Source organism: Priestia sp. JV24, assembly GCF_025910025.1.
Lineage (GTDB): Bacteria > Bacillota > Bacilli > Bacillales > Bacillaceae_H > Priestia > Priestia megaterium.
In genome coordinates this window covers 1-13,248 of record NZ_JAPCIN010000054.1, presented here as the reverse complement: position 1 = coordinate 13,248, position 13,248 = coordinate 1, and the positions used below count along the sequence as shown (strand labels likewise).

The 13,248-nt window shown below is 34.6% G+C and carries 13 protein-coding genes; 5 read left to right on the top strand and 8 right to left on the bottom strand.

What is annotated here, in order from left to right; genetic code table 11:
* Positions 1-396: 396 nt before the first annotated feature.
* From OK414_RS29255 to OK414_RS29240, 4 genes are all read left to right on the top strand, one after another.
* Complete coding sequence (locus OK414_RS29255) at positions 397-858, top strand: replication/maintenance protein RepL (protein ID WP_182031234.1); 462 nt, start codon at positions 397-399, stop codon at positions 856-858.
* A gap of 240 nt (positions 859-1,098) precedes the next feature.
* Positions 1,099-1,638 (top strand): shikimate kinase, encoded by a 540-nt coding sequence (locus tag OK414_RS29250; RefSeq protein ID WP_263046288.1) that lies wholly within the window; start codon positions 1,099-1,101, stop codon positions 1,636-1,638.
* Between the two features lie 127 nt (positions 1,639-1,765).
* Positions 1,766-1,951 carry a hypothetical protein gene (locus tag OK414_RS29245; protein ID WP_263046289.1) on the top strand — a complete coding sequence of 62 codons (186 nt, stop codon included), beginning with the start codon at positions 1,766-1,768 and terminating at the stop codon, positions 1,949-1,951.
* A 271-nt stretch (positions 1,952-2,222) separates the two neighbouring features.
* Complete coding sequence (locus OK414_RS29240) at positions 2,223-2,903, top strand: hypothetical protein (protein ID WP_263046290.1); 681 nt, start codon at positions 2,223-2,225, stop codon at positions 2,901-2,903.
* Positions 2,904-3,222: 319 nt separating this feature from the next.
* On the opposite strand, the gene OK414_RS29235 is transcribed toward OK414_RS29240, so the two are convergent.
* The 3 genes from OK414_RS29235 to OK414_RS29225 all read right to left on the bottom strand — a co-directional run bounded on the left by OK414_RS29235 (position 3,223) and on the right by OK414_RS29225 (position 4,850).
* Positions 3,223-3,915, bottom strand: coding sequence for a hypothetical protein (locus OK414_RS29235; RefSeq protein ID WP_048019661.1), 693 nt, complete (start codon positions 3,913-3,915; stop codon positions 3,223-3,225).
* A 190-nt stretch (positions 3,916-4,105) separates the two neighbouring features.
* On the bottom strand, positions 4,106-4,519 hold the full coding sequence (locus OK414_RS29230) for a hypothetical protein (protein WP_263046291.1): 414 nt from the start codon (positions 4,517-4,519) through the stop codon (positions 4,106-4,108).
* Between the two features lie 19 nt (positions 4,520-4,538).
* Positions 4,539-4,850 carry a hypothetical protein gene (locus OK414_RS29225; protein WP_263046292.1) on the bottom strand — a complete coding sequence of 104 codons (312 nt, stop codon included), beginning with the start codon at positions 4,848-4,850 and terminating at the stop codon, positions 4,539-4,541.
* A 376-nt stretch (positions 4,851-5,226) separates the two neighbouring features.
* Here OK414_RS29225 and mobQ point away from each other — a divergent pair, with 376 nt between their 5' ends.
* Positions 5,227-7,209 (top strand): MobQ family relaxase, encoded by a 1,983-nt coding sequence (gene mobQ, locus OK414_RS29220; protein ID WP_263046293.1) that lies wholly within the window; start codon positions 5,227-5,229, stop codon positions 7,207-7,209.
* A 267-nt stretch (positions 7,210-7,476) separates the two neighbouring features.
* Here mobQ and OK414_RS29215 read toward each other — a convergent pair whose 3' ends face one another.
* The 5 genes from OK414_RS29215 to OK414_RS29195 form a co-directional block, all read right to left on the bottom strand.
* Complete coding sequence (locus tag OK414_RS29215; protein WP_263046294.1) at positions 7,477-7,629, bottom strand: hypothetical protein; 153 nt, start codon at positions 7,627-7,629, stop codon at positions 7,477-7,479.
* Complete coding sequence (locus tag OK414_RS29210; RefSeq protein ID WP_263046295.1) at positions 7,604-8,302, bottom strand: DUF6944 family repetitive protein; 699 nt, start codon at positions 8,300-8,302, stop codon at positions 7,604-7,606. Before OK414_RS29210 ends, OK414_RS29215 begins: the two co-directional genes overlap by 26 nt.
* A 785-nt stretch (positions 8,303-9,087) precedes the next feature.
* Complete coding sequence (locus OK414_RS29205; protein WP_263046296.1) at positions 9,088-10,221, bottom strand: IS4 family transposase; 1,134 nt, start codon at positions 10,219-10,221, stop codon at positions 9,088-9,090.
* A 295-nt stretch (positions 10,222-10,516) separates the two neighbouring features.
* Positions 10,517-11,779, bottom strand: coding sequence for a glycoside hydrolase family 18 protein (locus OK414_RS29200; protein WP_263046297.1), 1,263 nt, complete (start codon positions 11,777-11,779; stop codon positions 10,517-10,519).
* 409 nt (positions 11,780-12,188) lie between these two features.
* Positions 12,189-13,248, bottom strand: a 1,060-nt coding sequence (locus OK414_RS29195; RefSeq protein WP_263046298.1) for a group II intron maturase-specific domain-containing protein, incomplete at its 5' end; no start/stop codon positions are given.

Genomic DNA, 13,248 nt, shown 5'->3' with positions numbered 1-13,248 from the left:
TCTCTTATAAGAAGCAAAAAGCCTTAAAACGATTAGTTTTAAGGCTTTTTGCTTAGAGATATTCTTTTTGTAAAACAAAGTACATAATAAAAATAAAAGAAGAGAAAAGATTTTCATATATTGCTATAAACCTTGTTATATCAAGGTTTATAAGGTCTTTTAAAAAGTTAAAAATAACTCATATACGAGTTTATTTTAACTCCTATAAGGGTTATTTTTAACTCGTATAGGAGTTAAAAATAACTGTTTTAAAGAGTTGTTTTTTCGAAAAAATCAAGGGTTAGAAACAACACTATAAAAGAGTTTATTTTAACTCTAATAAAGAGTTGATAATAACTCAAATATAAGTTAAGATAAAAACATATTAAATGGTAAAAAATGATAGAGGTGGGTAATGTGGCTAAGATATCAAAAGTAGAAACAACAAAAGTAGTTGATATGAACGGAGAAATAACGGAAGAAACAACGAGTGTTTCTTTTAACTATGGAAAAGAACCAGATTATATAAAAGTATATTTAGACAACATTATTGTGTTAGCAGAAATACAAGGATGGATAAGTAAGGTATTATACGAGCTTATTAAAGGCGTAACTTATGCAAATAAAGGACAATTTATCATTATTAACTCAGGATATAAACGAATTGTAGCTGAGAATTTAGGGATTAAACAACAATCAGTAACTAATGCAGTTAATCAGTTAACGAAAAAGGATATTCTAATAAAAAAAGAAACAGGCGTTTTCCTATTAAATCCTCAATTCTTTGGAAGAGGTGAATGGAAAGACATTTCTAAAATTAGATACGAAGTAGAACTAAGTGCAGACGGAAAAGTTATGAGATTAAAAGATACAAATTAAAAAAATCATTAAAACATCGTGTTCATTCTTTTGAACACGATGTTTTCCACAGCTGCACATATATGTTCACTTTTAGTTAACATAAAACGTATTATCAGAAGTAAATATTTACAGCAGGATTAAGCCTGCTGCTATTTTATATTGACTCTAGAAAAATAATAATATCCCATATATGGAACATATACATAACATTGATTAGGACAGTGATTTAACTGTCAATTCCAAAGAGGAGAGTGAAACATGTCTAAGATATGTATTATTGGAAATGGTTGTGCAGGGAAGACTACTCTAGGGAAAAAGTTAAGCCAAGATCTTTCACTTCCATTCTTTGAAATGGATGAAAAACTCAAATTTTTAAAAACAACTCCTTTTCCTACCAGGCAACAAATCAGACATTTTTCAAGAGAACTAAACAAATTATTAGATAAAGATAAATGGGTAATAGAAGGTTGGGGGTATAAAGAAACTTACGAAGAAAGATTTAAAAAAGCAGATATTATTATCTTTCTAGATGTACCTTTCCAAGTTTGTTTAGAACGATGCCATAAAAGATTAGGTTCAACCAACTTAGAAATTCTAAAACGAGGCGTAACAAAGTTAAACATATTTGATAAACATGTACGTCCATTGCTATTAAAGCTAATCCAGAAATATAAAAATGAACCTAAAAAAATAATCCTAGAGATTGATCAGGATTTCAAATATGAGGATATATTGAGACAAATTAACATGAATACAGTGCCTATTAATAAGAAATCTGAATATCAAACAATAATTTGAGCAAACTACTCAAGAAACTGATAAGGTTTCAACCCTTTGGATAAATGTAGTAGAAAAACTCCCTTAACGCTCTAAGGGAGTTTTTCTGTTTTTGAACTGTATACTCTATACAAAGGTAGTTGACATAATGTCTCTTTCCGGAACACAACTCAAAAAAGAACCCTTGTCGCAGAACGGTTCCGCCGAGGGTTCTTTTTCCGGAGTATGCAGCTTTTTATACATCGTTGATATGACGGAGTTCTCCTTACAGGAAAATGAAGAGATGATGAATAAAAAGCGCACCTTTTATTCATATGCAGAACAGTTCAAATAATTGATTTTGTATACAAATATGATATATTAAAAGTCAGACTATTTTTTACAAATTTCAACGTAACCCTATTTTTGAGCAACCTCCCGTCCACTGCAGAGGTTGCTCTTTTATTTTTTTACGGCCAAGTTGAATTATTATATAAAACCACTCTTTAAATTTTACTAAGCTAAAGGATATAACAAAGGTCTCTCGAATTTATTTAAATAAAATTGTATTATATAAAGATCATAAAAGGATCACAACGATAACACATTAGGAACGGAGGCCAAGTATGAATGAGAAGCAGGATACAATAAATGCTGAAGAAATGGCCAAGCGATTAAATACAACTTCCAGTAATATTAGAAAATGGTGTATTGAACTAGAAAAGCATGGGTATGAGTTTATTAAAGATAACAGAAAAAAGCGTTACTATTCTGTTACTGACCAGTCATTATTATCAAACCTAAAATATGCTATTCAAGAAAAAAAGTTATCTCTTGAGATAGCTGCAATGACTGTTATAAAGGGATTTGATAGAAACCGTTCTTCATCAGGCACACAAGAGGAACACTTAAAAAAAGAAGAAAATAATCGTGAGTTAAGTGTGACTCAAGAACATAACAATCACAGAACAGATGCGGTATTAAATACAATGAAAAATCAATTTGAACAGCAACAATCTGTTAACAATAAGCTAATAGAAATGTTAGATCATTATAAAGCTGCTTTTGAGGAGTCTGAGAACAGAAGGCGATCAGAACAGGAACACATGAACAAACAGTTAAAAGAACTTGAAGAACGATTGGCCGTCAGAATCAGCAAACAAATAAGTAACCGAGATAAAGAAATGATGGAATATATACGTTCTTCTCAAAAACAACAGCAAGAGCAATATTTAGAAATAGCAGCTACACAACAAAATGAAGAAGAACAAAAAAAAGGATTCTTTGCTCGATTATTAGGCAAGTAAAATAACTCGTTTGAATAGTTATCTGTAGGGACCGCCTTGAGGCGGCCTGATTGCCTTAATGGCTAATTTTTTAAAACGAAAAAAGTATTAAAAGACCCTTGCAATTCTATTAGCGAATTGCTATTAAATAATAGTGATAATAGGGGATAAAACAAAAAAACGTCCCAAACCCTTGATATGACTGGTCTGAAGGCAGTTTTAGGGGTGTATCGTTTTCGATACAAAAACAAACTAAAATGTATCGTTTTCGATACACCTAATATTTAACAAAAACAAAAAGCACTCTAAAATATAAAGTGCTTTTTAAAGAAAAATAGTATTAAAAGAATCTAGCTGGTAATTTTACCTTTTTACCATTTTGATCTTTAAGGTTTTTCAAAGAGTTTTGAAATAAACGCATCGTTAATCTATCTAATTGAACTTTGTTTTTACGTGGCGCACAGATCATAATATAAGGATTTACAATCCATGTTCGCGGACTAACAGTACGTCCATTGTCGATTACTTGTCCTGCTCCTTCTGGATTAAGCAAAATCTCTTTTTCTTTTAAAGATTGCATTATTTTTGATGTATTTGCTCTTGTTTTACCAATCATTTCAGCAATATCAGAAACTGTTGCAGACTGAACAAGTTCATAATCATCTTCAAGATCTACAGTGCTCTTCTTATTCTTTTTAAACTTATCTTCTCTTCGAATAATTGCATTACTTTTAAATTCTAAATATGGTTGAATTCTAAATAAGAAATCCCCTTCAGCTTGTGTTAAATAATCAATTTGATTTAATAAATCTAAATTCCTATGCATAGTCTGATTAAACGGCTCCCCTGCAAATGGATCTTTACTAGTTCCAACAAAATGGTCTTCACCTGTAATTTCTTTTAATTGCTCTAATAATGATTTTTTTAGATCTTCTGCTTTTTGAAAGGAGTTTTGATCTTTTTCAAAGTCTCTTAGTCTGGCTTTTTGCTCAGCTTCATTTAAAGAATTTTGTAAATCACTTACTTTTTTCATTTTTATAATTCCCCCGGTTTTTGTGGAAGGAATTAACCAACTTATGTTATAATGCCTTTATAATAATATGTACAACAGAAGGTTAACCCCTTCCTTAATATTTGTTTAAGAACAAGTCCTCCGAGTCGACCAAAACTTGAGGGCTTTTTCTTATGTCTAATTTTCTACCAAATCTTTCATGAATGCAAGCCTATTTCGACTCCATTCGATGTTTTAACGCTGCAAGCAGCTTATCATCTACTCTTTTAGGCTTGTACCCCATACGATCTATCAAAAGACCCTCTATAAGCTTCATACGTGCCGTATAAAGGCGATATTCGCTTTCTCCGAACTCTATTACACTTTTATCAATCTCAGCCCCTTCTGGCGCTTTCTGAACCGTTCTCATCAAATTATAGCTTTTTGAACGCTCTTCTCGAACCAACCGGAGCAAGATTAACAAATCATATGTGTGAAAACTTTGAAGCTCCTGGAATGACAAAGCTGAATCTTGTAAACTCACATATTCTTTAAGTTGAGGACGCTTTATATATAAAGGTGCTCCACAAACAGAACATGCTTCCTCCATACGATTATTTTCTGAATCACAATATAAACATTTCATCATAGGCTCCTACGGATTCTTATTCTTCAGAAACAGCTACTTCAGCTGATGCTTTATTTTTTTCTTTTACAACAACATCATGATGCAAAATCTTATCTTTGTTTTTTCCTACATACGTTTGCAATGCCTTCGCAATCTTTTCTGCTTCTTCTTCACTTTGAATCTCAAAGTATTTCTCGAAGATCGCGCCGACTTGAATAAGTCGTCTTGTTCTCTCTTTTCTCTCTTTTTCTTTTTTACGCGCTTCCACTTGTTGTTTCTTCGCTTTCATCTTCTCAATTTTTTCTTCTAACTCCTGAAGAATTTCCTCATCCGTTCGCTTCTTCGGCACCCATCCTCATCTCCTTTTCATGTTCTCTAATGTTTAAATTGATTATATCAAAAATTGAGATAAATTGGTAGCATCGGAATAGATTATCTCACCAGGATATGGTATAATTCCCTTAGATTGAAGAGATAAGGGCGCACTTATACATCGTACCGATGTGTGCGGTTCCTTCGGAACGAAAAGACAAAATCAAAGACCCATTCGCCTAGATGGCGAATTTCATAAAACCTGTTTGCCTATCGGCAAAGATAAAGTCACCATATGACACCTTTGGTGTTCATAATGCTGACTTTATCAAAAACGTTGATTAGCGCACTTTGTGCTCTCATCAACTTATTCCAAAAACCAAAATCCATTTTCAAGAAAGGAGGAACGAATCATGGCTATTTACCATCTGTCAATGCAAATTATCAGCCGTTCAAAAGGACAATCAGCTGTAGCTGCAGCTGCTTATCGCAGTGGCCAAAAACTACATGACGAACGCATAGATGAGCAAAAATTTTATGCTCGTAATGTGCAACCAGAAACCATGATTCTGACTCCTTCTAATGCTCCAAAATGGATGAAAGATCGTAATCGTTTATGGAATGAAGTTGAAAAAGTGGAGAAGCGTAAAGACTCACAATTGGCACGCGAATTGAATATTGCTTTGCCAATTGAACTGAATCATGATCAACAAAAAGAACTCATTCAATCTTTTGCACAAAATGAATTTGTCCAAAAAGGGATGGTGGCCGACATTGCCATCCATCGTGATGATGCCAATAATCCTCATGCCCACATCATGTTAACGATGAGAAACCTAAATCAAGATGGATTCGGCAAAAAGAACCGTGACTGGAATGCTGATTTTGCCAATGCCAAAGAAAACAATCGTGGGTACGTCAAAAATAGCAAAGGCTGCTTATCCATTCGTGAACAGTGGGCGAACTATGCCAATCAAGCATTAGAACAAGTCCAAAGTAACGAGCGTATTACGCACCTTTCTCATCAGAACCGTGGACTTGAAGTTCTTCCAAGCATTCACTTAGGTCATGTCGCTCACGACATCGAAAAGAAAGGCAAACAAAGCGAGCGTGGTCAAATCAATCGAGAACGCCAGGAATACAATCAAGCCGTTATTGATTTACAAACTTATCGTCGTCAAAAAGAAGCTCATGTCCAAAAAATGAAAGAAAAAGAGAAACAATTTAGCTTCTCTACAGATATTGAGAAAACACATATTCAAAAAGCTGCTTCTCTTTTAAGTCGACAAGTCATTTCCTTGGACGATATCTCCAAACGCCATGAAGAACTGCGTAAAATGAGTAATCGTCATGACCCTATTGAGCGTCATTTCCATGTTCAACAGCAACAATTCCTGAACGTCAGCAATTACTATGACCGTGTGAAGGCTTTAGAGCGTGAAATCAAACAGAATGAAGAAAAGGTAAATGAACTCAAGGGATCACTCAATCCGTTTAAACTAAAAGAAAATAACATGATGAAGCGTCGTCACCTTGATAAAATCTCTGATTTAGAAAGTAACAAAGCCAACTACGAAAACAGTATTGGGAGCTATAAGGAATCTCTTCGCTTTTCAACTGAAGAGGAGTTTTATAGTCGCTATCAAGAATTCTCTCAACAGAAAGAGAATCGCCTGCATCAAATCAAGTATGAAAAAAAGCAGATTCAAGTTGAAACGAAAGTCTTGTTACAAGCAGAAGAAGCCATTAAAATGGCGAAAATTCGTGAAGTAAGCTCTCACTATCCCGACTTGAAAACAGCTGGAAAATATTTAAGCTATGAAAATGCCTTAAAACTAGAGAAACATGTAGATATGGCCAAAAAGACCCCAGTAACGTTAGATGTCATTGAAAAAGCAATTAAAAATCAAGAAGATGACCTCTACAAACTAAAGAAAGATCTAAAAATCTTTCAAACGGAAAAAGATTATCTAGATAAGATGAAGAGCCAAGTTACTAGCCTTGAAAAAACAGAAAAAGAACTTGATAAATTAAACAATAGCCCTGGTGAAGCAGCCAAACGTTTAGTTTCAAAGAAAGCACATCAGCAATATAAAGAGTTGCAACACGAAATAAATCACTACAAAGAGAACCTTAAGGAAAAGGGATATAAAGGGATAGATGATTTAAACAAGCGACAAAGCGAAATTAGAGGACTTGAGCAAAACGTAATACCAACTATAAAAAAGCAAATAAAAACTAAAGAAAACATCATAGAAACAGTCTCAGGCATCTTTGATGCGATTCAACAAGCTACTCGTAGTGAAGAGCAGGCTAAACAAAGGCATCAATTAGGAAACATGAGAAGTATAAATATAAATAGAACAAAGAATCAAGGGCCAGATCGTAGCCGTTAGACATAAAAAATTGCCTTAAGGCAATTAGAAACAACTTAAAGTTGCTATTTACTAAAGAATAAAGATTAATAAGCTGAGCAAACTACTCAAGATGCCTGAACGGCGTCTTCCACTGCAACCTTATGGTAAAGAAAGCTGTCTTCCCTAGCAGCTTTCTTTTTCGTTTTGTTAACAAATATGATATACAACCGTAGTTAACTAATGGATTTTATAAGACCAAATAACCGTTAGAATAATAATTCCTAACGGTTATTTGGTCTTATAAAATTACTGTTTTTGAATAGTTGGCGTTAAAGAATTTGTGTTATTATCTTTATCTTTCATGTAATTATCCTTACTTGTTTTATGATTTATATTAATATTTCCATCTTTACTGCAATAATTAATATCCATATTAAAAATATTTATTTGATATGACATTCTTGCATCTCCTCCTATTTCCTTGTATCGGACTATCTTGTTCATCATCACTGTCTTCAGAATTATTTTCTTCATTTTCATTGCTTTGTTCTTCACTTTCTTCTTGAATCTGCCCAATTAATGAAATAACGGATCCAATTGCCTGAATCCAACTCCCAACAACATCTAATGACCATATATTATTATCTTTTTCTTTTTCAAATGACTCTTTGTTATCTATATAACTGGCCTTCAATTCATTTATGCCACTTAAAGCTTGCAATGAATTCCCGATAACTTGAAGTAAATTTCCAATAATATTATAAATTTCATTTATATCTGATGTATCTTGAAATTCATCTCCTAAAGCAGTAGCTCCACCTAAAGCCTGAATCCAATTTCCACTAATAATCAGTTTCTGTTGTGTTATATCTTTAAAATCTATGACAAGCCCAGAAATTACAGTTACATTCCCAACAGATTGAAGTTCATTACCAATTTTCTCAAGATTCTCTTCTCCCTGTCTATCAGCCTCTAGAGCGTTTCCTACAGCCTGTAGTTCATTCCCAATTAAGTTTAAATCTTTTCTAAAATTTTCTCCTAATGAACGAAAAGGGGTACTCCCTACAGCAGCTGTGACCGTTCCAATAGCTGCTAACCAAGCACCAAAGATTTCTTTTAACTGATTATCCATAATGATCTATCCTGTCGTTTAAGACATACTTTCTGATAATAAAAAGTACCCATTAGAATCTAAAATCCAAAGGGTACTTTAAAAAAACAAAATATAAGGATTCTAGGGCAATAAACTTAATACTAAGACCAAAGTATAAGCCTATATTATTGTATTCATTAATAATCATATAGGTAACTTGCCTATACGAATAAAACTTCACTTCTCGAGAACACTATCCAAGATGATTCATATCATCATCTCGCCATAATCTATGAAAAAACTCCTGAACAGGAACCAGGAGTTTTTTCTATTTTTCGACTGCATATCACATACAAACCTAGTTATCATAATGGACTTCATTAGCAACAAGCTTTAGAATTCATTTCATATAGTACGATTGCAACCATTAGTATTTAGCAGGAGTGATTAGCAACTTGGCTCAGTTTTTTTGTCAGATTTGTGATTCTGAATTTAAAAGTTATAACAAAAATGCAAAATATTGTTCTCAGAAGTGTAAAGGAAAAGCATATATCAAACATTCAATTAAAAAATGTAAAATTTGTAGAAAAGAATATAAACCAATACGAGCTACAAGTAAGTTTTGTTCTCTTAAATGTTGTACTGCAGATAAGAAAAACAAAATTGTTCTTATACCCTTTTTCATATCTATAAGATATGCTGATTTAGTTAATACGATAGTTTTTGAACACTTTTTATATTAGATCACTACATTCAAAAATGCCCTTTATAAACCCTAATGAATAAAAGTTTATATCTAGATCACACGTGTTGATTAACCAAAATCATCCAGAAACTCCTTCGTATAGTTTTTGATAGAATTCAAGTGTTTCATAGATGGCTATTCGCCATTCTAAAGGCAGGGTAGCGCAAAGAAACAGACGTGTGAACCCTGCAAATGATAAGGGTTTTCGTGTGTTTTTCTTGCTACCTTGTATATGTAAAAACTTTAGTAAAACGTAGGCGATGAGTGCGGTGAACAACTGATTGAACACGGCGTTTGGTGTTGTACCGAATAAAATCGGTACATTTAAGTTTTGTTTGATCCAGCGAAAGAACGATTCAATGGCCCAGCGTGCTTTATACATGTCGGCAATTTCTTCTGCCGTGACGTTCATCAAGCTTGTCACAACGCGTATCTCCTTACCGTCATGATCGGTAAATTGCACGACACGCTGGCGTGTCTTTGTCTGTTTTTGTGGGGTACCAAGGATACACGTAAAATCGCCGGTCACATTCGAATCCTTTTTACGTGTACCTTTCAGCGCTTTTTTGCGATTTAACTGGATATTCTCTTTTAAGCGAATGACAAAATGTTGTTTTTCTTTCTCTGTCACGTAGCGATCGACTTTTTCAATGGAAAAATAGGCACGGTCGCCTATGAAGATAAAGCGTTTATCCTCAAGGCATGTACCAACGGGTCCGTCATGTTTTAATCCGGTTGTTTCGACAACTTGAAGAGGCATCGCAGTTTCGTTGGTGAAGCTAACATGCAGTTTAATGCCCGCGCGTTCGCCGTGATAAACTGCCCATGGTAGGCGTGTCTTCCCGACTGTTACCGTTGTCGAATCCACTGCCATCGGTATTTTTTTCATCTTGAGGGTGCGACGAGTAGCTCGGTTGAGCTTCCCGACAATGACTTCAAAAATACGTTTCATAATGGCGTAATTAAGAGCCTTCATGTGCTTGGAAAGCGAAGAATGGTCAATGGAAACGAGTCCAACACTTGGCCCAACATCGGCTGCGTGACGTAAGCTTTTCCATTCGTTTGTCGCTGCACCAATTAAATAAGAAATAAGCGTTGACACGGTACATTTTCGGGCTGTGTCAACAAAACCAAACTCGGCTAGAATCGCTTGAAGTTCAGCTTCAGAAAGAAAGTTTTGAATGAGATGTGGAGACGTGGTATTCTTATTCATGAGAGATTCCTCTTTTCGTAAATGTTGGTGTGGTAACTTACATTTTACATGAGAATCTCTCTTTTTTATTTGGTTTTATTGGAATAAATTAGATAATCAACAGGCGTGTATCTAGATAAAACTATTCAAGATGAATGCATCATTGCTCTAAACCTAACTCCTAAAGAACAGAAAAAACTACTTCTCAGTAGTTTTTTCTATTTTTAAGCTGTATACGATATACAAAGTTAGTTAACATAATGGATTTTACCGGAAATGAAAAAGCTTTTAGACTAACCATATTTATTATTATTATTTATACCTTTCTAATAGTGAAAAATTTTCTTAAAAGCCAAGGTCCTGGCGTAAATCCAAGTGTTAATTGCCAGGCTCCTATTGCTTGCAAACCAAATTTACGGACTAATACCATTTTCTCACTCATGCTTCTTACATCTTCAAACCATACCTCATGTGTCTGTCCAGCTTGATCTTTGTATCGGAAAAATGGTGATTTATATTCTTTTGAATACTGTATAGACGACTGGTATCTCATGGCTGTTTTAATTGCATCTTGATTAGATATAGCCGATGCGACTGTACCTGCTTTATAGGGAATCAACCAATTATATCCGTATAAGGGAACGCCAATTATAAGTTTTCTTCGTGGAACACTTTTTATAGCAAATTCTATTGTTCTCCTTACCTCAGTAATTGGTGCGACTGGCCCTGGCTCGCTACCTGCATGATGCCAATCATATGCCATAATGAACATATAATTAACAACGGCACCTATACCTCCATAATCATATCCCCTTAACCAAGAAATATCCTCACTTGTTTTAGCTGGAACAGCTATTGTCAGAACATATCCAGAAGGTCTCAAACGCTCTCCTAATTGACGTAAAAACCCAGTGAAAAGATCCCTATCCTCAGCCCTTACACGTTCAAAATCAATATTTACTCCACCATATCCTTTTCTAGATACTAAATAAAAGATATTATCGACAAGATTCCTTCTTGCCGTCGGATTATTTAAAACCTGATGAGCAAGATCAGAACTAAATCCCTCTGAAGTTAGATTAGTAATAGTAGCTAAGGGTGTAACATGGTTCCTCCAAGTGGTTTCAATCGCCACTAAATCGTTTAAATCATTTATTATATCCCCGTTATTTCCAAAATGATATTCGAAAATGGCAATAGAAGAGGAATAAGTGGCGAAATCATTAATTAAATTTCTATCTAAATCTGGACTTCGAACAGCATAATATTGCAGTGTACCTGCAATATAGTTCGATATATCAGGGATCCTAATTTTCATTCCTACCTGTAAATGGTTCGGTTGTATAGAAGGATTAGCTCTCTTCAATTGTTCTAAAGATACATAAGCTTTTCTAGCAATATTATTAATCGTATCATTAGGTTGAACTGTATATATATAAAGGGGTATGAGCAACGCTTGACCTGGAACAATATTCGTTTCCTCTAAACCATTCACACTTCGTAACTGATTGATAGGGTAACCATATCTGTTACTTATTGAGAATAGAGTTTCATCAGGTTGAACTACATGAACAAACATATTTGCCCCTCCTACTTCTCCTTTATTCACTCATGTTTTATTACATAATAATTTTTAAAAACCCATTAAATAAATATATATAGATACAAGCTTGTCTATATAACCTATTTAGAGAATGCCTGACATACATTTTCCTTTTATATCTCTCGTTCATAATGAATAAATCTGGGGATTTCGAACAAACTACTCAAGATGTTCCGGGCATCAACTGATAAATAGTGATATCTATAGCAGAAAAACCTACTGATCCCTGTTCAGTAGGTTTTTCGTTTTTTAAGCTGTATATCGTATACAAAGGTAGTTAAGTCGGGTAGGCGGGCACTCTCACGAGCGCCCGCCCCCCTAAGAACCGTACGTGACAGATTTCCCGTCATACGGCTCAAGCCTTCTTTTTATCCGAACAACTTATTTATTTAATACACGGTACATGTACTAATTTAGCAGCTTTACCTGTAGAAACTTCTAAGTTTCGTACCGTAACTTTTTCGCCATTTTGTAGAGTGTGTTTACATAATGCGCAACGATAACCTTGTTTCCTTGCGAGCTTCATCCTATCTAGCGTATTTTCGCTATTAAAGACCTTACGGTCTCGCTTTTCCCAATAATCTTTTAGATTCGGATCATCTGGGCTGTTCTTGTAGGCTACCATGACATGTCGTTCTATTTTAATCCAAGACATCTTCAGCAATTGAATATTAGTAAGTGGACATGTGAGAATCCATTTATTGTTTCCACCGTGGTGGGGCTTCTTAAAATAGCGTTTATTAATCCATTTCCAAGACTTCCTTGGATGCAATTGTCTAAGGTGTTTCCTTATTTTCAGGAAAACGTAGTTGTCCATATAACCAAAGGTCTTTTTTGACACGACATGTTTCCAATACTGTCCATGGCCTCGAATAATAGGGTTTAGAACACGTATGATTTCTTTTACTGGTCGTCCTCGCATCACTGCGAACGTATCTTTTATCTTGCTTTTTGCTTTTCTGATGTTATCTTTACTGGGTTTGATCAATAACTTATTTCCTTGCTCAGTCTTGTATTGACGAAGTGAGAAACCGAGAAAATCAAACCCATTCTCGATATGTGTTACTTTTGTTTTATCAACACTCAATGTAATCCCGCGCCTTTTTAAGTAAGGAATCAACTTTTGATACATAAGTTGAGCTTGCTCATTAGTTTCCGTTACGATGACGAAGTCATCTGCGTAAGCGACACGTCCCATCTTACACTTTGGATCAATCTTGTAGCCCGTGCCTGATTTATATGTCTTTCGATAAACAATACCAATCTCTTTTTCCATTCCATCTAGCGCTATATTAGCTAGAAGGGGAGAAGCTACACTTCCTTGGGGACTTCCTTCCATTGTGTTGTGAAATATACCTTGCTCCATATATCCCATCTTGAGCCATCTCCCAATCAGCTTGTTTCCTGGAAACATAGACGTTTGTTTACTTATCCAATTATGATTG

Bases quoted from the DNA above. Each gene is read 5' to 3' on its own strand.
- OK414_RS29230 (WP_263046291.1), bottom strand. From the start codon at position 4,519: ATGAAATGTTTATATTGTGATTCAGAAAATAATCGTATGGAGGAAGCA.
- OK414_RS29235 (WP_048019661.1), bottom strand. From the start codon at position 3,915: ATGAAAAAAGTAAGTGATTTACAAAATTCTTTAAATGAAGCTGAGCAA.
- OK414_RS29250 (WP_263046288.1), top strand. From the start codon at position 1,099: ATGTCTAAGATATGTATTATTGGAAATGGTTGTGCAGGGAAGACTACT.
- OK414_RS29205 (WP_263046296.1), bottom strand. From the start codon at position 10,221: ATGAATAAGAATACCACGTCTCCACATCTCATTCAAAACTTTCTTTCT.
- OK414_RS29240 (WP_263046290.1), top strand. From the start codon at position 2,223: ATGAATGAGAAGCAGGATACAATAAATGCTGAAGAAATGGCCAAGCGA.
- mobQ (WP_263046293.1), top strand. From the start codon at position 5,227: ATGGCTATTTACCATCTGTCAATGCAAATTATCAGCCGTTCAAAAGGA.
- OK414_RS29245 (WP_263046289.1), top strand. From the start codon at position 1,766: ATGTCTCTTTCCGGAACACAACTCAAAAAAGAACCCTTGTCGCAGAAC.
- OK414_RS29215 (WP_263046294.1), bottom strand. From the start codon at position 7,629: ATGTCATATCAAATAAATATTTTTAATATGGATATTAATTATTGCAGT.
- OK414_RS29210 (WP_263046295.1), bottom strand. From the start codon at position 8,302: ATGGATAATCAGTTAAAAGAAATCTTTGGTGCTTGGTTAGCAGCTATT.
- OK414_RS29200 (WP_263046297.1), bottom strand. From the start codon at position 11,779: ATGTTTGTTCATGTAGTTCAACCTGATGAAACTCTATTCTCAATAAGT.